Raw genomic sequence first — 22275 nt, 5'->3', positions numbered from 1 at the left:
TTTGAATGTTTAGGCTTGAGCATTAACGTCTGTTTTACCAATCATGATATTAAGAATTTCTACGTCAGTTGGGTGCATGCCTACACGACCAACATAGCCCATTGAGCGAATGGTTTCCTCAGCGTTTTCTCCAACGAGGCCATCGCCAGCCTTAAAGTTGTGATCAGATAAGGCCATATCGCAGCCAAGAATGGCGGCATCAACTGAGGCGGAAACCTTAGCAGCACAGCTGGGTTTAGCGCCATCACATACAATACCTCCTACATTAGCAAGCGTATTGACAACGGTTGCCTCAAACTGGGCAAGCGAACCACCACGTAGATAGGTAATAGCAGCCCCCGCACCGCATGCTGCGGATACGGCACCACAAAAGGCAGAAAGCTCACCAATGTAGTGCTTTACATGTACTGCTACTAAATCAGACATGGCAACAGCACGCATGAGTTTCTCGTGATCTACACCTAAATCAGCGGCATACTCTACAACGGGTTGAGAGCAAGTAATGCCCTGGTTGCCACTGCCACAGTTAATAACAACGGGCATGGGACATCCGCTCATGCGAGCATCAGAACCAGCAGCAGCGGCAGCACGTGCACGACAAGAAATATCATGAGGACGACTTGCTAGGAGCGTAGAGCCAATGTTGGCTCCCCATGAGTTTTTGAGGCCTTCGTCAGAAATGGCACGGTTTAGTTTAATTTGGTTGTTGATAAGTTCTTCAATGTCATCAAGGTGTACCTCGTGAGCAAACTCCCAAATGGAGTTGAGGGACAAAGCGGAGCGCTCGGCACTAGCCGCATTGATGTCATTACAGTTAGATATGCCCACACCAAAACCAGCCACCTCAACGGGAGTTCCATCCAAAGTTAGTTCTGTTACGTTTGTGTGGCGTTCCACCAAACAAGCGACTGAGGTATGTCCCTTACCTTGAGCGGTTATGCGTACATACAAGTTGGGAACGCCTTCTGCAAGCTCAACCTCGCAATAATTTTGAGTAAGTAGATTGCGGGTTTGCATGATGTCATGAGGGGTAACAGCTTGAAGTACTTCCAGTACACGAGTGGGGTCACCACCAATACAACCCAAGGTTGCTGCTGCTTCAATACCACGCATCCCATCGGAGTTGGGAACGGTTACGCTTTTGACATTCTTAATAATATTGCCACTGCACACTACACTGAGTTTCTCGGCGCGACAGGGGAGTGCACCTTGCGCAAGTGCTGCAGCAAAAGCAACGGCAATAGGCTCGGTACAGCCAAGTGCACAAACAAGCTCCTCTTTAAGGATAGATAGGTGATTAGCATAAGCAGTTGTATTCACAGTTCCCCCTGCATGTCTGTGATAATCTTAGAGTTCAATACAAATTGAAAATTAAATTACTAGCTGTATGTAAACTGCATTGTATCGTTTATTGTTTCAATTTTTGTGAGAGGCTGCGTCTTCCATAGCTTTGGCAATAAATGATGGAATACATGATTTTTCCTCAATTTTTCCTCAATAAAGTGCGCTTTTAACTTGAAATAACTAGCACAAAACAGTTATTCTTTCAAACGTATGTCTAGGACGGACATACATCCGTATCTGTTGGCCCCCGAGCATGTAATTTTCCGTAGTTGGTGTCAGGCATTTTTCCCACACTGCAGGCGATGACCATGGCAATCGGGGCCCCGCTTTTGAAAGGGGTCCACCTTTGAGTGAGATTCAGAACTCGTCCATCTTCTCTCTCGACGATATTTCTGACGAGGAGATGAACAACCTCATCGACGGTACTATTACCGACTTTGACGAGAATGACCTGGTAACTGGTACTATCGTTAAGATTGAGCGCGATGAGGTCCTGCTGGACATCGGCTTTAAGTCTGAAGGCGTTATTCCTGTTCGCGAGCTGTCCATTCGCAAGGATGCTAACCCTGCCGACATTGTAAACATGGGCGACGAAATTGAAGCCTTGGTTCTCCAGAAGGAGGACAAGGATGGTCGTCTTATCCTTTCCAAGAAGCGTGCTGAGTATGAGCGCGCATGGAATCGCATTGAAGAGAAGTTCAATGGTGGCGAGAATGTCGAGGGTGAGGTTATTGAGGTTGTTAAGGGCGGCTTGATTCTTGACATCGGTCTGCGTGGCTTCTTGCCTGCTTCCTTGGTTGACCTTCGTCGCGTTAAGGATCTTACCGCATACATGGGTACTCGTATTGAGGCTCGTGTAATCGAGATGGATCGCAATCGTAACAACGTTGTTCTTTCTCGTCGCGTTGTTCTTGAGGAAGCTCGTAAGGCTGAGCGTTCCGAGATTCTTACCCAGCTTCAGTCTGGTATGCGTCTTAAGGGCAACGTATCTTCCATTGTTGACTTTGGTGCCTTTGTTGACCTTGGTGGTATTGACGGTCTTATCCACATCTCTGAGCTTTCTTGGAACCACGTTAACCATCCATCTGAGGTTGTTAAGGTTGGCCAAGAGGTTGAGGTTCAGGTACTCGATGTTGATTTGAGCCGCGAGCGCATTTCCCTTGGTCTTAAACAGACCACCGAGGATCCTTGGCACACCCTTGTTAAGAAATATCCCGTTGGCGCAATCGTTGAGGGTGGCGTAACCAAGCTTGTTACCTTTGGTGCCTTTGTTGATCTTGGTGACGGCATTGAGGGCTTGGTACACATCTCTGAGATGGCAAAGCAGCACGTTGATGCTCCTGCACAGGTATGCAAGGTGGGCGATACAGTACAGGTTAAGGTAATGGAGATTGACCTTGATCGTCGTCGTATCTCTCTGTCCATGAAGGCAGCTGCCGAGACTCTGGGTATTGACATTGATGTAGAACCTCTCGAGGGTGAGGTTGCTCCTGTAGTTGAAGCTGAGGCTGAGGTAGCTGAGGCAACTGAGGCAGAGGTTTCTGCAGAACAAACTGCTGAGCAGACTACCGAGGAGTAGACTCTTCTAGTTTTTTATAAAGTTTGATGTAAGCCCGTCTTCGCATATGGAGACGGGCTTCTTGTTTATCGTCTAAGTAACATTACTATTTCTAGTTGATGAACTCGCTTGTTGTGCAGCTCAAGATGCTTCATAGTACAAGGGCAACACTAGTTGAGATTTCTTATCTTGGTTATCTTGACAGTGAAGTCTATTGTTTACTAAGAAAGGGTGTGCACATGTTGGAGAATTCCTTTAGCCGCCGCAGTTTCCTTAAGGGCTCTGCCATCGCAGCTGGTGCCGCCGCAACCGCAGGTCTTGCAGGTTGTGCTGGTACTGGTTCCAGCTCTAATTCCAAGAAGAAGATTTTTAAATTTGGTCAGTCCAATGCAAAAATGGGCCTTGATATGCAAAAGTCCACTTCTTCTGGTAGCTCCTCCATCGCAGACTCTATCTTTGAGGCACCTTTGCGCTGGACTGAGGACAACGAGCTTGTTCCTTGCTTGCTCAAGGAAATTCCTACGTTTGAGTCTGATGCCCTTACCCTTAAGTGTGAGCTTAAAGAGGGTATCAAGTTCCACGATGGCACGACCCTTACCGCCAATGATGTAAAGTATACCTTCGAGCGTATGTTTTTGCCTGCTACGGGTGCTAAGTCTACCTATATGTATGACGTGATTAAGGGCGCTTCAGAGATGCTGGCTGGTACTGCCACTGAGCTTGAAGGCCTTACTGTTGAGGATGACACCCACTTTACCTTTACGCTTGCTACTCCTATGGTTACTTTTGTTAATAACCTGGGTATTTCCTATGCTCATATCTTCCCCAAAGATGCGTGTGAGAAGGCTGGCGAAAAGTGGGGTACTGGTACAGATGTAATTGGTACTGGTAAATACAAGGTAAAGTCCAACGATGATACCAATGAGGTTATTCTTGAGAAGTTTGAGGACTACCACGATGGTACTCCTGCATTGGACGAGGTCCACTACGTATACTATGACGATCTTAATACCAAGATGCTCGCTTTTAAGAATGGCGACATTGATATGTGTGATTTGGATGCTACGCTGTATGCACAGTATTCCAAAGATGCCGAGGTTAAGGACCTTATTACGAGTTATGACATGCTGGGTACCCAGTTTATAAATCTTAACCTTAAGGATGGCATGGGACTTACCGATAAGCGCGTTCGCCAGGCGCTTTCCCTAGCAATTAATCGCCAAGAGCTGGTAGATACCCTTATTGCAGGTAACGCAACCGTTGCTTCTGGTTGGCTTGCTCCTGCAACTCCTGGTTATGACAAGGATGCTCCTGCATTTGAGTACAACGTAGATAAGGCTAAGGAATTGCTTAAGGAAGCTGGTGTTTCCGATCTTAAGCTTTCTGCTAAGGTTCGTGCTGGTCTTAATCAAAAGCAGCTTGTTGCCATCCAGTCTTACTGGAAGGAAATTGGTGTTACGCTTGATGTACAGGTTGAGGATGCTGGCGTTTGGTCATCTGATTGGGCAGATGGTAGCTTGCAGATTACTGCTTTAGGTTGGTTCCCACTGTATGCAGATGCAGATAATCACATGTATACCTATTTCTATAGCGGTAACGCTGCTAAGAAGTCTTCCTTCTACAACAATCCTGAGTTTGATAAGCTGGTGTCGGATGCTCGTGTAGACTTGGATGCCGATAAGCGCGCAGAAAACTATAAGCAGGCAGATAATCTGCTTACGCGTGAAGACTATGCAACGCTTCCTCTGTATTGGCAGAAGGGCGCCTTTGTTGCGAAGGACTATGTCCTGAATGCAAAGGTTGGCAACCTGATTTACCATGCTATTGATATTGACATTGATACTACTAAGGATGATTACGCTGGTTAAATTACCTGCAAAGTCTAAGGTATAACACACTAAAAGGCGCTGCAGCAAAAAGCAGCGCCTTTGTTTCATCTTTTCAATGCATAAGGAAGAAATTACGGTGGTTTGGATGCATTGCATATATGAATAGTGTGTCTCGTAAAGGATAGGAGGGGCCAGATGAGGAGCTTCCTCACAAAGAGGGTTTTACAGGCATTGGGCGTTATTTTTTGTATTTCGCTTATTACATTTTTTGTACTTAATATTGTTCCTGGAGATCCCATTCGCATCATGATGGGCGACATGGCCGATGAGCAAACTATTGCTCAAGTACGACACAACATGGGTCTTGATAAGCCTATTCCCGAACAGTATGCCAATTGGTTTACCGGAATGCTTGGCGGCGATTTTGGTACATCTTATACGCAAAAAAAGCCTGTTATCTTTTTGATTGGTAAAGCAATTGCCATTACTGGTACGCTTGCAGGATTAGCCTATTTGTTTGCGTTAGTCTTTGGTTTAGTAATTGGCGTACTTGCTGCTGTTTTCCATGGTAAATGGCCAGATCGCACACTTATGACGCTTTCCATTTTGGGTATTTCTGCACCTTCTTTTTGGGTGGCAATTATTGTACAAATTATTTTTGCTCTTACCCTCAAGTGGTTCCCTCTTTCAGGTGTTAAAACGCCTGCCAGCTACGTTCTTCCCGTTATTGCATTAGGTACGCAATATGCTGCATCTATTGCTCGCGTTACACGTACTTCCATGTTGGATGTGCTTAACCAAGACTTTATGCGTACGGCAGAAGCTAAGGGACTAAAGCCTCGTGCCATCATTTTGGTTCATGGTTTGCGTAATGCTCTGATTCCTATCATTACCATTGCTGGTACGCAGTTGGGTAACATCCTTACCGGCTCATTGCTTATCGAGTCCGTTTTTGGCATACCTGGTATGGGCAAGCTTTTGTTGGATGCAATTAATGCACGCGATCTACCTCTCATTCAGGGTGGCGTTATGTACATTGCATTTATCTGCGTTGTCGTGTACTTGCTTGTAGATATTCTCTATGCAGTAGTAGACCCGCGCATTCGACTCGGAGGGGAGGCAGCAGAATAATGGCACTGTTAACAAATGACAATACTTCCAAAAAAACCAAGGAAGTTGAGCGTATTGCTGCGTCTGCCGCTCAAGCTCAAACAGTCGAGCGCATTGCTTCATCAAAGAAGCGCGCAGAGAGCTATTGGGCGGTAAGCTGGAACATTTTTAAGAAAAATAAACTGGGCATGTTTTGTCTAGGTATAGTTGCGGTATTGGTAGTAGTGGCTATTTTTGCTCCTTTGCTTGCTCCCTACGATCCTGATGCTCAATCTTTGGGAGATATGTTGCAGAATCCTTCTGCTGCACACCTCTTTGGTACAGATGAGTTTGGACGCGATATTTTATCGCGCATCATCTATGGTTGCCGTGTTTCTTTGTCTGTAGGCGTAGTATCTCAGTTACTTGCACTTCTCATTGGCTTCTTTGCTGGTGTTTGCGCTGGCTATTTTGGTGGCTGGGTAGATGCCGTTATCTCCTTCATCATCCAGGTCTTCTCGTCATTCCCCTTCTTACTTTTTGCCATCGTTGTGATGTTTGTAATGGGTCCTGGCTTGACTAACCTGTATGTAGCATTGGGTCTGCTTATGTGGACTAGTACTGCACGTTTAGTGCGTGGTGACGTGATGCGCTTAAAGAGCTCTGAATACATTCAGTCTTGTATTTTGAGTGGTGGTAAAAGTTGGCGCATCATTATGAAGCACTTGCTTCCTAACTGCGTGTCCACACTCATTATTGTCTCGACCTTAGGTATTCCTAATGCCATTTTGTCCGAGGCATCATTGTCCTTCTTGGGTTTGGGTGTTCAACCTCCTATGGCTTCTTGGGGACAGATGATTTCTGCATCGCAACCTTATATCCAGTCCAATACTAACTATTCTATTGTGCCTGGTTTGGCGGTAATCATTACGGTAATGGCATTCAATCTTTTGGGCGATGCACTGCGTGATGCACTTGACCCCAAGATGCGTTCATAAGGGAGGAGGAAACATGACCGAGAAAGAAATTAAACATGTGACCAATTCCGATGTTGTTGCTCAGGAATATGCAGAGCTGGCAGAAGACTTGGTAGGCGCTCGTCTTAAAGAAGGCGACCGCCGAGAAGTACTTTTGCGCGTAAAGGATTTGAGTGTCACCCTCTTTACTGAGGATGGTGCATTGCCTGCTATTACGGATTTGTCTTTCATCATGCGCAAGGGAGAAACTCTGGCAGTTGTAGGTGAGTCCGGCTGTGGTAAGTCTATGACGGCGTTGGCTGTAATGGGCTTGTTGCCTACGCCTCCAGCAAAGATTACCAATGGTTCTATTGAGCTGTCCGGTGTAGACATGACCAAACTGACAGCTGATGAGATGCGTCAATACCGTGGTAATAAGCTAGGTATGATTTTCCAGGAACCCATGACTTCGCTCAATCCTGTTATGACAGCGGGAAAGCAAATTCGCGAGGGCATTTTGGTTCATAATCCCAAGATGAGCAAAAAGGATGCAGATGCCCGTGCACTTCAGATGATTAAGCTGGTTGGTATCCCTGCTCCCGAGAAGATCTTCAAAAGCTATCCGCATGAGTTATCTGGTGGTATGCGTCAGCGCATCATGATTGCTATGGCTTTGGCTTGTCAACCAGAATTGCTTATTTGTGACGAGCCTACCACAGCTTTGGATGTGACTATCCAAGCTCAGATTTTGCAGCTTATTGATCGCATGCGAGAGGAACTAGGCATGGCTGTCATGCTTATTACGCATGACATGGGTGTTGTATCCGAGATGGCAGACTGGGTTTTGGTAATGTATGCTGGTCACAAAGTGGAGTATACCGTAGCGCCAGAGCTGTTTACCAATCCCTTACATCCTTATTCCAAGGGTCTTATTGATTCTATTCCTTCTCTGGATTCTGCTGTAGATACCCTCTATGCAATTCCTGGTAATGTTCCCATGCTGGCAGAGATGCCTCATGGTTGTCCTTTCCATCCTCGTTGTCCCTTTGCAAAGGATATTTGCCGCAGACATGCTCCTGAGTTTGAGCCGGTTAAGGGCGATAAGAACCATAGGGTTGCCTGCTGGATGTATACAGATAGCTGGGGTGAATAGGCATGGGCAAAAATTTTGATTCCAACGATGTGGTTTTAAAGGCAGAACATCTTACCAAGCGTTATCCCATTAAGAAGGGTTTTTTTGGCAAGGCTTCTCAGACCGTTCATGCTTTGGAGGACGTATCGTTTGAACTGCACCGTGGCGAGACTTTTGCCATTGTAGGTGAGTCCGGCTGTGGAAAATCTACCACCGGTAAGTGTATCTTGCGTTTAACCGAACCTACCAGCGGTAAGGTCTATGTGGGAGATACAGATTTTACAAGTTTGAGTGGCAATGAGCTAACTGAGGCTCGACAGAAGCTCAAACTCATCTTCCAAGATCCCTATAGTTCACTTAACCCTCGCATGACAGTTGCCGACATCATTGCCGAGCCTTTGGATATTGCAGGCGTTTGTAAGACCAAGGAAGATCGTGACCGCCGTATTGAGGAGGTCATGGAAGCGGTAAATTTGGATTTGTCTTACAAATACCGCTATCCACACGAGTTTTCTGGAGGTCAGCGTCAGCGTATTGGCATTGCTCGTGCCATTGCCCTAGTTCCAGAGATTGTGGTATGCGATGAGCCAGTTTCTGCTTTGGATGTTTCGGTTCAGGCAAAGGTTATTAACTTATTAGAAGAGCTACAAGAAAAATTGGGCCTCTCGTATATCTTTATTAGTCATGACCTTTCGGTTGTAAAACATATTTCCGATACTGTTATGGTTATGTACCTTGGTCACGAGATGGAGCTGGCAAGCAAGGACGAGCTTTTTGAGAAACCCTTACACCCCTATACCCAGGCCTTATTGGATGTTATTCCTCGGATTGCACATGAACGCATTCAAGATAAGCAAATCTTACAAGGTGATGTTCCAAGCCCCACCAATCCTCCCAAGGGCTGCGTATTTAATACGCGTTGCACCAAATGTATGAAGGTATGCACTGAGCGAGAACCTAAGCTTTTTGAGGTGGAAAGCGGTCATATGTGCGCTTGCCATCTGTATGACAAGACTTTGTCTGAAGCAGAGCGTGAACTTTCGCTTAATTCCGTGTTGGTGGCAAGTATGGCTGAAAATGCGGTGGTGTAATAGTTACGTCAATTGTGAATTTGTAGGGTCCGCACAGGTAGCGGGCCCTACCGTTATGAAAGGCATGTTATGAGTGATGTTGTTGATCGCTTTATAAAATACTGCGAGGTTGCTTCACAGTCTAATCCTTTGACAGCGGATACCGTTCCTTCTACACCCAGTCAATTTGAGGCTGCTCGCGTAGTTGCTGATGACTTGAAAGAGTTGGGTGCACAGGATGTTGTGGTAGATGAACATGCCTATCTTACGGCCTATTGGCCTGCTTCTGAGGGTGCAGAAGATCTTCCTGCACTTGGCTTGTGCTGTCATTTGGATACTGCTTGGCAAAGTTATGGTAATCCCGTCCACCCTCAGATTAAGCATTATGAGGGCGGTAAGTTGGTGATTGGTACAGATCGTGACGGTAAAGAAGTTTACGTTTCTCCTCAAACCAATACCCATCTTGCCAACATGATTGGTTGGGACCTTATTACCACAGACGGCACCTCACTGTTAGGTGGTGACGACAAGGCTGGTATAGCAATGATTGTCTCGCTTCTTGCACGCCTTAAGGACAATCCTTCTTTGCCCCATCCTCGCATTTCAATAGCTTTTGTGCCTGACGAGGAAATTGGGCATGGTGCCGCTTTGCTGGACATTAAAAAGTTTGGTGCAAGTTTTGGCTACACCATTGATGGTGGTCCTTTGGGTGAGTTTTGCTACGAAACCTTTAATGCTGCTGAGGTAAATGTGCGTGCTAAGGGGTTGTCTGTCCATACGGGTACCGCCAAGGGCGTTATGATTAACGCAGCTGAGACTATCATGAAGTTTCATCAGATGATTCCTGCGCAAGAACGTCCTGAATATACTCAGGACTATGATGGTTTTTATTATCTTGAGCGTATGAGTGGTGACTGTGAGCAGGCTGCAGCAGACTATATTATTCGTGATCATGACCAAGCTTTGGTAGAGAAGCGCAAGCAAACCATGCGCGATGCTGCTGCGTTTATAAATACTCAATTTGAACAAGAGGTTCTGACAGTTGAGGTACATGATCAGTATCACAACCTAGCGGACATTGTTACTAAGCCTGAGTACAAGCACCTGATTGATAACGCACGTCGTGCCTATGCAAGTATTAATACCGAGATGACCTGCATTCCTATGCGTGGTGGTACTGACGGCAGCCAGCTATCTTTCCGTGGTTTTGCCTGTGCAAATTTATCCGCATGTTACTACAATGCTCATGGCGTGCGCGAGTTTGTACCTGTGCCAGAGTTAGAGGCAATGGTAGACATGTTGCAAGAGTTGGTTGCATTGTACGCAAAACCCCAGGTAGCTTAAATATATATACCGTATGAGGAGGAAGAGAAACTCATGACATATGACATTGATGCTCAGTATTTGATTGACACAACACGTAACCTTATTGAGGTAGATAGCCCCGTTGGTTACTACCCAGAAATTCATGCCTATCTTAAGCAACTGCTTGATGATATGGGCTATAGCATGTATACGGACAACAAGTCTACTGCGTATGTGCGAGTGGCTGGTAATGATTCCAGTAAAACGGTCTGTTTAGGTGCCCACTTAGACACCATTGGTCTTATCGTCCGTGGCTTTAATGATGATGGCACTTTGCGTGTTCGCCAGCTAGGTGGTATTAACTATCATTCCATCGAAGGGGAAACCGTACGCATTCACTGCCGCAATGGTAATGTGGTTGATGGTCAGGTAATTTGCAATAAGCATTCTGTACACGTTTTTGAAGATTGCAAAGAAGCTCCCCGTGATGAAGATCACATGTCCATTTCCATTATTGGTGACGTTTCTACAGTGGATGATGCTCGCGCACTGGGTGTAACTCCTGGTGCGATTGTTGCTATTGATCCTCACTTTGTGTCATATGATAACGGCTATATAGTTGGCCGTTATATTGACGATAAGGCCGCTGTAGCTGTGCTTTTAGATACTCTACAGTGGATGAAGGCTACGGGTAAGAAACCTGCATTTGATACGCTTTTTGCATTTCCTATCTTTGAGGAAATTGGCCATGGTGGAGCTTTTGTGCCTGCCGAGGTAAGCGAGTATGTTGCTTTAGATATTACGCTGATTGGTCCTGACTATGATGGCGATGAGCATTCTGTAGGCGTTATTGTTTCTGATGCACGTGGACCATACGATTGGGAGCTTTCTAACCAACTTATTACTGCAGCTCAACAGGTATGTGATGAAGGTAAGTGGAATACACAAGTATGTTTCCGTTACTCTACGGATGCGGCTGCTGCGTATTGTTTGGGCAACAATATAAAGAGCGGCGCTTTTGGTATGGCTTGTCTTAACACACACGGTCGTGAACGCTGTCATGTGGATGCATTGGTGCAAACCGCCAAGCTTACTCGTGCCTATGTCATGGATGAACATGCTAAGTAAGCCATCTACCTTATATTACAAAAATTAACTGTAACTATTACGTGTTGATTTTGTAAAATAGCAATTACATGATAGTGGAGGAGACCAATTTTGTTGGTCTCCTTTCTATAATGATTGTAAATACTCCCGAATTTGGGGAATATAACCCAATACATTTACGCATGGTGTAAAGGGTCTGGTATATCCAGTTTTATTCTTGAGAGGACACCTCATGGAGAAGATTTCAAATTTTATGATGAATAGGCGTCAAGCTGTTGCTCTTGGCCTTGGCAGTGCAGCAACAGCTGCTGTTTTGACACTTGCTGGTTGCAGTGAGGGCGAAGAAATTAAGAAGGACGATGAGGTAAAGTCTGCTTCTCCCGAGCTTGATGCAAAGGCATACGATGAGCTTATCGCTAAGGGTACCACTGCTTCTGATACCGATATTGATGCTTCTGAGTGGGCAAAGAAGGTTAAGTCTGCAGGCACTCTTCGTGTTGGTGGTGTAAAGACATCAACTCTGTTTGCTTTGCTCAATGAGAAGGACAACACGGTTCGTGGTTTTGATGCTGGTCTTTATCAGTTGCTTACTCGCTATATCTTGGGCGATCAGACTAAGAACGAGGTAACGCAGGTAACCTCTGATACTCGTGAGTCTGTACTTCAAAATGATCAGGTAGATGCAGTATTTGCTACCTATACCATCAATGATGACCGTAAGAAGGTTATTTCCTTTGCAGGTCCTTACTACACATCACAGCAAGGTATTTTGGTAAAGGCTGATAACAAGGATATCAACAGCGTGGATGACTTGGCTGGCAAGACCGTAGCAGCTCAGTCTGGCTCCACTGGTCCTTCCATCTTGGCAGATGTTGCTCCTAAGGCAACCATCCAAGAATTCAGTACGGATGAGGAAGCGCGCACTGCTTTGGAGCAGGGTCGTGTAGATGCCTATGTTATTGATATCACCATGCAGACTGGTGCCATGGTCAAGAATCCTGGCAAGTACCGTCTTGCTGGTGATGCCTTTGGTCCTAAGGATAACTATGGCGTTGGTTTGCCTCTTAACTCTGATGGCGTAGCCTTTGTTAATAGCTTCCTTAAGAAGGTTATTGAAGATGGTACTTGGGCTCAGCTCTGGAAGATTTGCATTGGTGATCGTGCTGGCATTTCAGAAACTCCTGATGTTCCTGTTATTGAAGGCTAAGACAGTTCGGTTTCTTTTGTAGCACAAGAGAATCTCTGTTTAAGTAAGCAATGGCCCTTCGTGACGCTACTATGCACGGAGGGCCGTTATTACATTTTGGGGAGGTGTACCTTGAGTTTTTCGGAGCTTATTTCTACTTATGGTGATATGTATGTTCAGGCCTTACTTACTACCTGGTCTATGACGTTGGTTTCGTTTGCCTTTGTCATGCTTTTATCAATGTTTATTACCGTACTGCGCGTAAGCCCTATTGCGCCTTTGCGCAAGGTGGGAGACTTATACGTACAGATATTTCGCAACATCCCAGGCATTTCTTTGCTGGTTATTTGTGTGTATGCGCTGCCGAACCTCAAGGTAGTGCTTGATTATCGTGAATGCGTTATTGTAACCACGGTGCTTATTGCATCGGCATTTGGCTCTGCAAACTTTATGAGTGGCATCAATACCATTGGTGTAGGTCAGATTGAGGCTTCGCGCTCTTTGGGTTTGTCGTTTATGCAAATGCTCCGCCTTGTAGTGATTCCCCAAGCACTGCGTTCGGCCATTTTGCCTATGACCAACCTTTTTATTGCCGTTATGCTTACTACGGCGCTTGGCTCTCAGGTTCCTCTGTCTCCCCATGAGCTTACGGGCTTGGTTTCCTTTATTAACACACGTTCTGTTGGTGGTATTTTACCCTTTATGATCTCTGCTTTAGGATATGCCCTTACGGCGTTTGTCATTGGTTTTGCTGGCGATAAGCTCGACAAGAAAGTGAGGATTAAGCGATGAATGCTCATAGCGATACCACATCCATGCGCGATGTCCTCTACGAGCAGCCTGGTCCAAAGACACAGCGTAAGATTCTTATAGGTACCATTGTTGCGTCTATATTGGTTGCGCTTGGTGTGCTGGCAATTGTACATCGTTTTTATGTTACTGGTCAGTTATCTGCTTCCTACTGGCGCTTCTTTACCTACTGGACCACGTGGCGTTTTTTGGCCGAAGGCTTTGTAGGTACGTTAGAAGTTTCTATCACTGCAGGTATTCTTGCCCTATTTTTGGGCTTGGTGCTTATGTTGGGTCGTCGCTCCAAGATTGCTGTACTTAGCACTATTTCTCGCGTGATTATTAACTTCTTCCGCGGTGTTCCTAGCCTGCTTTTGATTTACTTTTTCTTTCTTGTTATTCCACAGTATGGTTTGAGATTGCCTACGTTTTGGATGCTTACCCTTCCTATTGCATTTGCAGCCTCTGGCGTTTTGGCAGAAGTACTCCGTGCCGGCATGAATGCAGTTCCTAAGGGGCAGCGGGAAGCAGCCATTTCTTTAGGTATGAGTCGTACGCAAACAACGTTTAAGATTGTGCTACCACAGGCAATTAAATTTGTTATTCCTTCGCTTATTTCGCAGCTGGTTGTTGTAGTAAAAGACACCACGGTGGCGTACATTGTGAGCTATCCTGACCTGTTGCAAAATGCGCGTGTACTTATCACCAATTACGATGCACTGGTGTCCACATACTTTGTAGTGGCGCTCATTTATATTTTGCTCAACTACGTTATTAACCAGCTGTCCATTTACTTGGCGCGTCGCAGCGGTACACAGGTTTTGGGTCGCTCTAACGAAGAGCCCGTGTAATTATTTGATCGGAGAATTATGGCAGAGCAGACTTCTAAAACTCAGCCCATTATTGAGCTGCGTGGTGTAGATAAGCACTTTGGTAACTTGCATGTTTTGCAAGACATTAACTTGTCTGTCGAGAAGGGCGAGGTAGTTGTCATTATTGGACCTTCTGGTTCCGGTAAATCTACCTTGTGTCGTACCATTAACCGTCTGGAAACCATTGATGAAGGAGAAATCCTTATTGATGGTACGCCGCTTCCTCAGGAGGGCAAAGAACTTGCTCGTATTCGTGCTGAGGTTGGCATGGTGTTCCAGTCTTTTAATCTGTTTGCGCATAAGACTATTTTGGAAAATGTCACTATGGGTCCCATTGAGGTGCTAAAGCGTGATAAAACACAGGCCAAAAAAGAGGCTATGGACCTACTGCGTCGTGTTGGCGTGGAGGAGCAAGCTGCAAAAGTGCCTGCCATGCTTTCTGGAGGCCAGCAGCAACGTGTAGCCATTGCACGTTCTTTAGCCATGCATCCTAAGGCAATGTTGTTTGATGAGCCAACTTCTGCCCTTGATCCCGAGATGATCAACGAGGTGTTGGAAGTTATGGTTGAGCTTGCCAATGAGGGTATGACCATGGTGGTTGTTACACATGAGATGAACTTTGCACGTCGTGTGGCTAACCGTGTGGTCTTTATGGCAGATGGACGCATTATTGAGGCAGGTACGCCTGATGAGTTCTTTGAGCACCCTCAAACTGAGCGTGCACGTGAGTTCCTTAACTCTATCAAGGGTCACTAAGAGAAGGGTTATCCATGCTTTTTGGAAAGAAGGACCGTGCAACAAACAGCGAGAGTGCTCGTGGTGCAAAGTCTGTAGACAAGCGCCCTGTTATTGGTGTTCCCTCACGGTATATTGATCCTGGTTTTGATCAAGAAACAGGCGAGTATATCTCTCAACGTGAGTACATAGATCAGGTCTTTGCAGATTCCATTTTAGCTGCGGGTGGCTTGCCTATTGTATTGCCCATCACCATGGATGAGGCTAGCATACGCAGTTATTTTGATATGTGCGATGGTTTAGCGTTTCAAGGTGGTCAAGATGTAGATCCTGTTCTATGGGGTGGAGATCCAAATTACGATAAGAGCTTGCTCTGTCCTGAGCGAGATGCATATGAGTTAGCTCTTATGAAGTTGGCTCTTGATGAGGATAAGCCCTTGTTTGCAGTATGCCGTGGTGTTCAGCTTCTCAATGTTGCCTTGGGTGGTACGCTGAGTATGAATTATCTTGAGCTGGATACCCCAGAAGATATGGTGCACTGGCGCCATACAGCAGTGCTTAAGCAAGCTGCACATCCTGTGATTGTTGATAAAGACTCTTTGCTGTATGGTTGTGTACACACTACTAATTTGCAAGTTAATTCGTGCCATCATTGTGCCCTTGAGCTGCTGGGTAAGGAGGCTGTACTCGTTGCAGAGGCAACAGATGGTATTGTTGAAGCTATTGAAGTGCCTACCAAGCGCTTCTGCTTAGGCGTACAATGGCATCCTGAGTATACGTGGCAATCTTTTGCAACGGACAAGTTACTCTGGGATGGATATATTTCTGCCGTTAAGGCAACGATGAAGTAGTAAAAGCAGGTGTGCAAGCAGCAGGTGTACAAACCTCTTTACATAGTATTTTTAGTTGGTGGAATTGCCTCGGGAAAATCTAGTGTCTCGAGGCAACTTGCATCTTTAGGTGCCCAGATTATAGATTTAGACCAGCTATCTCGTCATGTATTGGACATCAACGAGCAACTTAAGGACAATATTGCTCGAGCATTTGGTGAAGATGTACTGGACGACAAAACCGGTCGTATTGATAGAGCGCTCTTGGCGCACCGCGCGTTTGATAGTACTGCGTCCACAGCTCTTCTTGAGAAACTCGAGTTACCGGTTATTAAAGCTGAGCTTATGCAGCGTTTAAAGCAGGCGCAAACGTATGCTATGAGTGTTCCACCAGTTGCTATGACAATATCAGGCACACCTGTATGTGCCGCGCGTATTTGTGTGGTTGAAGTACCACTATTAGACCGCATGGAAGAGTTTTTAAACTTAGCGGATGAGGTACTCTTGATAGATACACCTGTTGAGTTGCGCTGTAAGCGGGCTCTTGAGCGTGGGATGAGCGAGAAAGACTTTTGGGCGCGTGCATCCAAGCAGGCAGACGATCAGTGGTTGCGTGTCCATGCAGATACGATAGTGGTCAATACGTCGAGTGAGGATGCGCTGACAAGCGCGATAGCGTTATGGTGGAAGGAGCGCTTAGATGTTGTTTCATAGCCGGTTGCGCTTCTTGCGCTGGTTTCGCGTGGTGCCGCTGGTAATTATGGCGGTATTAGGACTTTTTTCGGCAGGATATAAGGCATTACCTGCAAAACTTACGCGACAGGTTATTGCTCCGGTGCCGTACCCCGCTCAGGTAGCGGACTGTGCAGCGCGGCATGGCGTGGATCCCTATTTAGTCTGTGCGGTTATTAAGTGTGAGTCTGGCTGGAATGAAACAGCCACCAGTCCAGTGGGGGCGCAAGGCCTTATGCAACTTATGCCTGCAACAGCACGTGAATTGGCAGAGTTTGGTCTGGTAAATGCTTCAAAATATGATGCAAATAATCTGCATGACCCTACAACTAACATAGAGTACGGTTGCGCGTATTTGGCATATTTACAAAAACAGCTTGGCAGTACAGATAAGGTAATTGCAGCTTACAATGCGGGTATAGGAACAGTACACCAGTGGTCATCACAGGCAAATGCAGAGTCGGATTTTAGTCAAACTATTTCATATCCTGAGACTGCTTTGTATCTAGAACGTGTTCATTTGGCTTATGCGGATTATCAGCGCCTCTGGCCGGAAGGCATAGGTGCTTAAAAGGGGATTGCAACTATGGCAGAGTCACAAGAGCGGCTGCGTGCAGAGGTACTACACGCTAAAAAGCATCATCAGTTTGGTGGTCAACTACGTCGTTTTGGGGTGGCTCATTCTAATTCTAAGCTTGAGGTGGTTTCTCGGTTTGATCCTGCGGGAGATCAACCCCAAGCTATAGCCAAGCTTTCTCAAGGTATAGAGGATGGTTTGCGCTATCAGACGCTGCTTGGTGTTACTGGCTCAGGTAAGACCTTTACTATGGCTAAGACTATCGAGAAACTCAATCGTCCTACGCTTATTATGGAACCCAATAAAACGCTTGCTGCTCAGGTAGCAAGCGAAATGAAGGAAATCTTTCCCCACAATGCTGTTGTGTATTTTGTTTCGTACTATGACTATTATCAGCCCGAAGCTTACGTTCCTGCGTCTGATACCTATATAGAAAAAGACTCATCCATTAATGAGGAGGTTGAGAAGCTCCGTCATCAAGCAACATCCAGCCTTTTGTCTAGACGAGATGTAATTGTGGTTGCTTCCGTATCCTGCATTTATGGTATTGGTAGCCCTGAAGACTATGCTGGTTTGGCACCTACGGTAGATAAGCAAACACCGCTTGAGCGTGATGATTTTATTCGCGAGCTTATTGATGTGCAGTACGACCGTAACGATTATGATTTGTCCCGTGGCACCTTTCGCGTGCGTGGTGATAGCGTAGATGTGTATCCACCTTATGCCGAGAATCCCTTGCGTGTGGAATTCTTTGGCGATGAAGTGGAATTTATCGGTGAGATTTCCAATGTAACGGGTGAGATTTTGCGTGAGTTTGATGCAGTGCCCATTTGGCCTGCATCGCATTACGTTACCGAGCGTCCTAAGGTGAATCAGGCGTTGACCAGCATTAATGATGAGCTAGAACAGCGTTTGCATGAATTAAAAGCAGACGACCGCCTCTTGGAGGCTCAACGTTTACAGCAACGCACTGCCTATGATTTGGAAATGCTTGAGAATATGGGGTACTGTAATGGTATCGAGAATTACTCAAGGCATTTAGATGGTCGTTTTCCTGGTGAACCACCCTTTACGCTTATTGATTATTTCCCTGAAGACATGTTGTGTATCATTGACGAGAGCCATGTTACTCTTCCACAGATTCGTGGTATGCACGAAGGAGACCGTTCTCGTAAAGTTACTTTGGTAGAACACGGCTTTCGTCTTCCTTCTGCTTTGGATAATCGTCCCCTGCGTTTTGATGAGTTTGAACAGCGTATTCCGCAGTTCATTTATGTTTCCGCTACACCAGGAGACTATGAAGAGACTGTCACACAACAAAAAGTAGAGCAAATTATTAGGCCAACTGGTCTTCTCGATCCACTGATTGATGTTCGTCCTATTCGCGGTCAGATTGATGACTTGGAGCAAGAGATTCTCAGTCGCGTTGCTAAAGGAGAGCGTGTGCTGGTAACTACGCTTACTAAGCGCATGGCAGAAGATTTGACGGATCATTTGCTGGATGCGGGCATCAAGGTTAATTACATGCACTCTGATACCGATACACTCGATCGCGTAGAAATTATTGGAGATTTACGCCGCGGTAAAATTGATGTATTGGTGGGCATTAACCTCCTGCGTGAGGGACTGGATATTCCCGAAGTATCTTTGGTAGCAATTTTGGATGCCGATAAAGAAGGGTTTTTACGCAATCGTCGCTCGTTAATTCAGACCATGGGTCGTGCTGCGCGCAATGTAAAAGGCCAGGTCATTATGTATGCAGATACCATGACGGATTCTATGCGCATTGCCATTGACGAGACGCGTCGTCGTCGAGCCTTGCAAGAGCAGTTCAACAAAGAACATGGTATTACACCACAAACTGTAAAAAAGTCTTTGACTGATGTATCGAGCTTTATTGAGGACGCTAATAAGAATGTAGGCAAGCGTTCGCGCAAGGACGGAGAATTCTTTACGCCAAGCACCACAACAGCAGAACAAGTTGCGGATGAAATGAGTGAGCTTTCTGATGATGAGGTCTACAAGCTCATTGCGTCTCTTGAGGAAGAAATGGTTACTGCATCAGGTAATATGGACTTTGAACGAGCGGCAGCGGTTCGAGATCAGTTGGTAGAGCTTAAGGCTTTGGTGGAAGGCACCTCGGAGGACGAAGTTATGCGTCGTCTGAAGGCTGGAGCTCGAAAGGGTAGCGCACATGCAACGCGACGCCGATACAACAAACGCCCAAAGCACTAAGTCAAATTTAGTACGCTGTCGATAAGTGCCTGAGCAACACGTAGTCCATCAGTGGCTGCACTCATAATGCCACCAGCATAGCCAGCACCTTCTCCGCAAGGAAAAAGACCTTCACAACCAATACTTTGGCAGTGTTCATTGCGCGTAATGCGAATGGGGGAGCTAGAACGTGATTCTACGCCTGTGAGCACAGCATCTGCAGCAGCAAAACCATGGAGTCGTTTATCCATTTGAGGAAGGGCGGCACGTAGAGTGTCTGTAATGTAGCTGGGAAGGCATGCATCAACCTTGCCCCAGTTTACGCCACGAGAATAGGTGGGTACTACTTTACCGTGGTTACTTGAGTGCTGGTTTGCAAGGAAGTCTCCTACCAGTTGTGCAGGTGCAACAAAGTCTCCACCGCCAAGCTCAAATGCCGTATGTTCGCAGGCGCGCTGAAGCTTAAGGCCTTCTAAGGGGTTGTCACCTGGAAGATCTTCTGCAAAGACATTAGCAAGTAGTCCAGAGTTAGCGTTGGTGCCATTGCGTGCCGATAAACTCATGCCGTTGGTAACCACCCCTTCAGGTTCGCTTGCTGCAGCAACAACATAACCACCGGGGCACATGCAAAAAGAAAATGCACTGCGTCCATTTTTGAGATGGGATACCAGCTTATAGGGAGCAGCTCCAAGACCAGGCAATCCTGCGGCAGTGCCGTATTGTGCGTGGTCAATATCTGCTTGCAGGTGTTCGATGCGCACACCCATGGCAAATGTTTTGCGCTCAAGAAAGACTTGTTTTTGATAAAGCATCTCAAATACATCACGAGCAGAATGTCCACTAGCTAATACTACATGACGCGTGGGAATGCTTTGCTCTGTGGTAAGACCAGATAAGGGATCTGTAGTAAGTACACGAACTCCTGTAATTTTGTTGTCTGTGAGTACTAGGTCTACGAGTTTGGTGCGGCAGCGTACTTCGCCACCAAGTGCAGTAATGCGTTCACATAGGGTGTCTACCACTTGGGGGAGCACGTCACTTCCTACATGAGGATGTGAATCCCATAGAATTTCTCGAGAAGCACCACTGTCTACCAATGTTTCCATTATGAGGCGATGTAGGGGGCTTTTGGTGCCCGTAGCAAGTTTGCCATCAGAAAAGGTACCAGCGCCACCCACGCCAAATTGGATATTGGATTCAGGATCAAGCTGTGCACTGTGATTAAAATGGTCCACTACCTGTGTGCGACGTGCGGCGTTGTCTCCGCGTTCAATAAGGATCGGCTCCAGGCCTGCTTTTGCGAGTGAGAGTGCACAAAACAAACCCGCACATCCTGCGCCCACAACAACGACACGCTGTTCAAGCGGGTTGTTTTTGCGTAGAGGATAGTGAGGATACGCAGGGGTTATCTGACTAACGTTTTTCTCGTCATGACGAGCCGTAAGTTTGGTAAGCAGTGCACGTTCGGCATTGGTGCTGCCAACCAATTGAGCGCGCACGGTATAGAGGAGGTGAACGTTGTTACGCTTACGGGCATCAATGGAGCGACGAACTAACTCTATACTTTGGATATCTGTTTGGTGTATATGTAGGCGTTTAAGAAGCGCCTGTGTTGCAGCCCGTAGTTCGGACTGTTCTGTGCCGTCTACCGTACGAGGATCAACACGCAGGTTAGAAACTTGAATCATGATGCTCCTCACAGGTAAAAGGGTTATGCGCAAGTACTAGCAGCGCAAGCGCCAGCAACCATACCAGATTTCCATGCCCATGACAGATTAAAACCGCCACATTCTCCATCAATGTCCAAGGCCTCGCCAATGCAATATAAGCCAGGTTGTTCGAGCGCTTCAAGAGTAGTAGCACAAAAAGATGCACAATCAAAACCGCCACGTGTGACCTGTGCGTGAGCGGTATCTGCTAGACCTGTAACCACCAGAGGTAGGTGTTTAATAAAATGCGCAATGTTTTGCTCATGACAGCTACGTGCCATATCAAGAACAACCTGTGCAAGCTCTGGGTCTAATATGCCATCGTAGGTGGCATTGTCCATTCCTAGCTCAAAAAGGCGTTGGCCAATTTCTCCCTCAGAATATTCGGGTACCAGGTCAATTTCAATCTTGTCTCCTGGCTCGGCTATGCGCGACAGATTAAATACGGCAATACCAGATAGCCCATAGCTACGAAATAATACCTCACCATGCTCAACCATGTGCGGGAACATGCCTTTAAAGAGAGATAGGTTTGCTTGACTGCGCTTGCCATCTAGTTTATTAAGCAAACTGGACTCACAGCTAAGAGCACAAAGGCCAGGACGTGTTGCTATCCGGGGCATTTTAAAGCTATCGAGAAGTTCGTTGGAGCCACCGCCACTTGCCACAATAAGCTTGCGAGCACTGAGTGTTGTGTATGTAACGTGTTCATCTTCAGCAAAGTTTTCTCGCACGTCAACCTGATATGTATCGTTTTTGGCATCGTAGTTGACTGACTGAGCTTCTCGGCAACATGCCATAACAACACCAGCTCGTTGGGCGCGCTTGAGCAAAACAGAGCGTACAGATGCCGCTGATAAACTGCGTGGATAGAGTCTGCCTTCCTTTTGGGTCCACATAAGACCGCTTGCGCGAAAAAAGCTCAGAATGTCTTCTAAGGGCGTATGACCAAGCGTAGCTTCTACAAAGGAAGGATTGTTAAAATGTTTTGCTTCGAGGTAGAGATTGGTAAAGTTACAGCGGCCATTGCCGGTAGCCAGGATAGTGCGTCCACACTCGTAGTCTTTCTCGATAATGAGAGTGGAAGCCCCTGCTTCGGCAGCAGTAATTGCTGCAGCAAGACCGGCTGCACCACCTCCCAGCACCACTACGTCATAGGATGGTAAGAGACTAAGCGATCGAGCAGTGCGTAGTGCTTGTGCACGAATTTTTTTACGAGTAGCTGCTTTGGAAGTGGCCAC

The 22275-nt window shown here is 46.3% G+C and carries 19 protein-coding genes; 16 read left to right on the top strand and 3 right to left on the bottom strand.

What is annotated here, in order from left to right; genetic code table 11:
- Nucleotides 1-9: 9 nt before the first annotated feature.
- Nucleotides 10-1320: an L-cysteine desulfidase family protein gene (locus tag G469_RS0107360; protein WP_028264507.1), complete on the bottom strand. Its 1311-nt coding sequence runs from the start codon at nucleotides 1318-1320 to the stop codon at nucleotides 10-12.
- A gap of 370 nt (nucleotides 1321-1690) precedes the next feature.
- Here G469_RS0107360 and rpsA point away from each other — a divergent pair, with 370 nt between their 5' ends.
- The 16 genes from rpsA to uvrB all read left to right on the top strand — a co-directional run bounded on the left by rpsA (nucleotide 1691) and on the right by uvrB (nucleotide 19346).
- Nucleotides 1691-2923, top strand: a complete 1233-nt coding sequence (gene rpsA / locus G469_RS0107355) for a 30S ribosomal protein S1 (protein WP_028264506.1) — start codon at nucleotides 1691-1693, stop codon at nucleotides 2921-2923.
- A 218-nt stretch (nucleotides 2924-3141) separates the two neighbouring features.
- Nucleotides 3142-4770 carry an ABC transporter substrate-binding protein gene (locus G469_RS0107350; RefSeq protein WP_028264505.1) on the top strand — a complete coding sequence of 543 codons (1629 nt, stop codon included), beginning with the start codon at nucleotides 3142-3144 and terminating at the stop codon, nucleotides 4768-4770.
- Between the two features lie 156 nt (nucleotides 4771-4926).
- On the top strand, nucleotides 4927-5862 hold the full coding sequence (locus G469_RS0107345) for an ABC transporter permease (RefSeq protein ID WP_028264504.1): 936 nt from the start codon (nucleotides 4927-4929) through the stop codon (nucleotides 5860-5862).
- The gene (locus tag G469_RS0107340; protein WP_028264503.1) at nucleotides 5862-6818 is read left to right on the top strand and encodes an ABC transporter permease; all 957 of its coding nucleotides are present in this window, start codon (nucleotides 5862-5864) and stop codon (nucleotides 6816-6818) included. The genes G469_RS0107345 and G469_RS0107340 overlap by 1 nt, the downstream gene beginning before the upstream one ends.
- 13 nt (nucleotides 6819-6831) lie before the next feature.
- Nucleotides 6832-7929, top strand: a complete 1098-nt coding sequence (locus G469_RS0107335) for an ABC transporter ATP-binding protein (protein WP_028264502.1) — start codon at nucleotides 6832-6834, stop codon at nucleotides 7927-7929.
- Between the two features lie 2 nt (nucleotides 7930-7931).
- A complete protein-coding gene (locus tag G469_RS0107330; protein ID WP_028264501.1) occupies nucleotides 7932-8999 on the top strand; it encodes an ABC transporter ATP-binding protein in 1068 nt (355 codons plus the stop codon).
- A gap of 69 nt (nucleotides 9000-9068) precedes the next feature.
- The gene (gene pepT, locus G469_RS0107325; RefSeq protein WP_028264500.1) at nucleotides 9069-10322 is read left to right on the top strand and encodes a peptidase T; all 1254 of its coding nucleotides are present in this window, start codon (nucleotides 9069-9071) and stop codon (nucleotides 10320-10322) included.
- 33 nt (nucleotides 10323-10355) lie between these two features.
- A complete protein-coding gene (locus G469_RS0107320) occupies nucleotides 10356-11411 on the top strand; it encodes a M20/M25/M40 family metallo-hydrolase (protein WP_028264499.1) in 1056 nt (351 codons plus the stop codon).
- A 211-nt stretch (nucleotides 11412-11622) separates the two neighbouring features.
- On the top strand, nucleotides 11623-12597 hold the full coding sequence (locus tag G469_RS0107315; RefSeq protein ID WP_028264498.1) for a glutamate ABC transporter substrate-binding protein: 975 nt from the start codon (nucleotides 11623-11625) through the stop codon (nucleotides 12595-12597).
- Nucleotides 12598-12708: 111 nt separating this feature from the next.
- Complete coding sequence (locus tag G469_RS0107310; protein ID WP_028264497.1) at nucleotides 12709-13368, top strand: amino acid ABC transporter permease; 660 nt, start codon at nucleotides 12709-12711, stop codon at nucleotides 13366-13368.
- Entirely contained in the window at nucleotides 13365-14216 is an 852-nt protein-coding gene (locus tag G469_RS0107305) for an amino acid ABC transporter permease (protein ID WP_028264496.1), read from the top strand. The genes G469_RS0107310 and G469_RS0107305 overlap by 4 nt, the downstream gene beginning before the upstream one ends.
- 18 nt (nucleotides 14217-14234) lie before the next feature.
- Nucleotides 14235-14993, top strand: coding sequence for an amino acid ABC transporter ATP-binding protein (locus G469_RS0107300; protein WP_028264495.1), 759 nt, complete (start codon nucleotides 14235-14237; stop codon nucleotides 14991-14993).
- Nucleotides 14994-15007: 14 nt separating this feature from the next.
- Nucleotides 15008-15823: a gamma-glutamyl-gamma-aminobutyrate hydrolase family protein gene (locus G469_RS08725; RefSeq protein WP_035425447.1), complete on the top strand. Its 816-nt coding sequence runs from the start codon at nucleotides 15008-15010 to the stop codon at nucleotides 15821-15823.
- 24 nt (nucleotides 15824-15847) lie between these two features.
- Nucleotides 15848-16516 (top strand): dephospho-CoA kinase, encoded by a 669-nt coding sequence (coaE, locus tag G469_RS0107290; RefSeq protein ID WP_035425660.1) that lies wholly within the window; start codon nucleotides 15848-15850, stop codon nucleotides 16514-16516.
- Nucleotides 16503-17105 (top strand): lytic transglycosylase domain-containing protein, encoded by a 603-nt coding sequence (locus G469_RS0107285; RefSeq protein ID WP_028264493.1) that lies wholly within the window; start codon nucleotides 16503-16505, stop codon nucleotides 17103-17105. Before coaE ends, G469_RS0107285 begins: the two co-directional genes overlap by 14 nt.
- A 15-nt stretch (nucleotides 17106-17120) precedes the next feature.
- Nucleotides 17121-19346: an excinuclease ABC subunit UvrB gene (uvrB, locus tag G469_RS0107280; RefSeq protein ID WP_051353825.1), complete on the top strand. Its 2226-nt coding sequence runs from the start codon at nucleotides 17121-17123 to the stop codon at nucleotides 19344-19346.
- On the opposite strand, the gene G469_RS0107275 is transcribed toward uvrB, so the two are convergent.
- Both G469_RS0107275 and G469_RS0107270 read right to left on the bottom strand, forming a co-directional pair.
- Complete coding sequence (locus G469_RS0107275) at nucleotides 19343-21013, bottom strand: NAD(P)/FAD-dependent oxidoreductase (RefSeq protein ID WP_028264491.1); 1671 nt, start codon at nucleotides 21011-21013, stop codon at nucleotides 19343-19345. The genes uvrB and G469_RS0107275 overlap by 4 nt on opposite strands.
- A 23-nt stretch (nucleotides 21014-21036) precedes the next feature.
- Nucleotides 21037-22275, bottom strand: a complete 1239-nt coding sequence (locus G469_RS0107270) for an aminoacetone oxidase family FAD-binding enzyme (RefSeq protein ID WP_028264490.1) — start codon at nucleotides 22273-22275, stop codon at nucleotides 21037-21039.

The sequence above is a fragment of the Atopobium fossor DSM 15642 genome (assembly GCF_000483125.1).
GTDB lineage: Bacteria > Actinomycetota > Coriobacteriia > Coriobacteriales > Atopobiaceae > Atopobium > Atopobium fossor.
Note: the sequence above shows the minus strand (reverse complement) of the source record. Positions and strands in the feature narration are given on the sequence as shown.

Bases quoted from the DNA above. Each gene is read 5' to 3' on its own strand.
- G469_RS0107275 (WP_028264491.1), bottom strand. From the start codon at position 21,013: ATGATTCAAGTTTCTAACCTGCGTGTTGATCCTCGTACGGTAGACGGC.
- G469_RS0107300 (WP_028264495.1), top strand. From the start codon at position 14,235: ATGGCAGAGCAGACTTCTAAAACTCAGCCCATTATTGAGCTGCGTGGT.
- G469_RS0107330 (WP_028264501.1), top strand. From the start codon at position 7,932: ATGGGCAAAAATTTTGATTCCAACGATGTGGTTTTAAAGGCAGAACAT.
- G469_RS0107285 (WP_028264493.1), top strand. From the start codon at position 16,503: ATGTTGTTTCATAGCCGGTTGCGCTTCTTGCGCTGGTTTCGCGTGGTG.
- pepT (WP_028264500.1), top strand. From the start codon at position 9,069: ATGAGTGATGTTGTTGATCGCTTTATAAAATACTGCGAGGTTGCTTCA.
- uvrB (WP_051353825.1), top strand. From the start codon at position 17,121: ATGGCAGAGTCACAAGAGCGGCTGCGTGCAGAGGTACTACACGCTAAA.
- G469_RS0107320 (WP_028264499.1), top strand. From the start codon at position 10,356: ATGACATATGACATTGATGCTCAGTATTTGATTGACACAACACGTAAC.
- G469_RS0107340 (WP_028264503.1), top strand. From the start codon at position 5,862: ATGGCACTGTTAACAAATGACAATACTTCCAAAAAAACCAAGGAAGTT.
- G469_RS0107335 (WP_028264502.1), top strand. From the start codon at position 6,832: ATGACCGAGAAAGAAATTAAACATGTGACCAATTCCGATGTTGTTGCT.
- G469_RS08725 (WP_035425447.1), top strand. From the start codon at position 15,008: ATGCTTTTTGGAAAGAAGGACCGTGCAACAAACAGCGAGAGTGCTCGT.
- G469_RS0107305 (WP_028264496.1), top strand. From the start codon at position 13,365: ATGAATGCTCATAGCGATACCACATCCATGCGCGATGTCCTCTACGAG.
- G469_RS0107350 (WP_028264505.1), top strand. From the start codon at position 3,142: ATGTTGGAGAATTCCTTTAGCCGCCGCAGTTTCCTTAAGGGCTCTGCC.
- G469_RS0107315 (WP_028264498.1), top strand. From the start codon at position 11,623: ATGGAGAAGATTTCAAATTTTATGATGAATAGGCGTCAAGCTGTTGCT.
- G469_RS0107345 (WP_028264504.1), top strand. From the start codon at position 4,927: ATGAGGAGCTTCCTCACAAAGAGGGTTTTACAGGCATTGGGCGTTATT.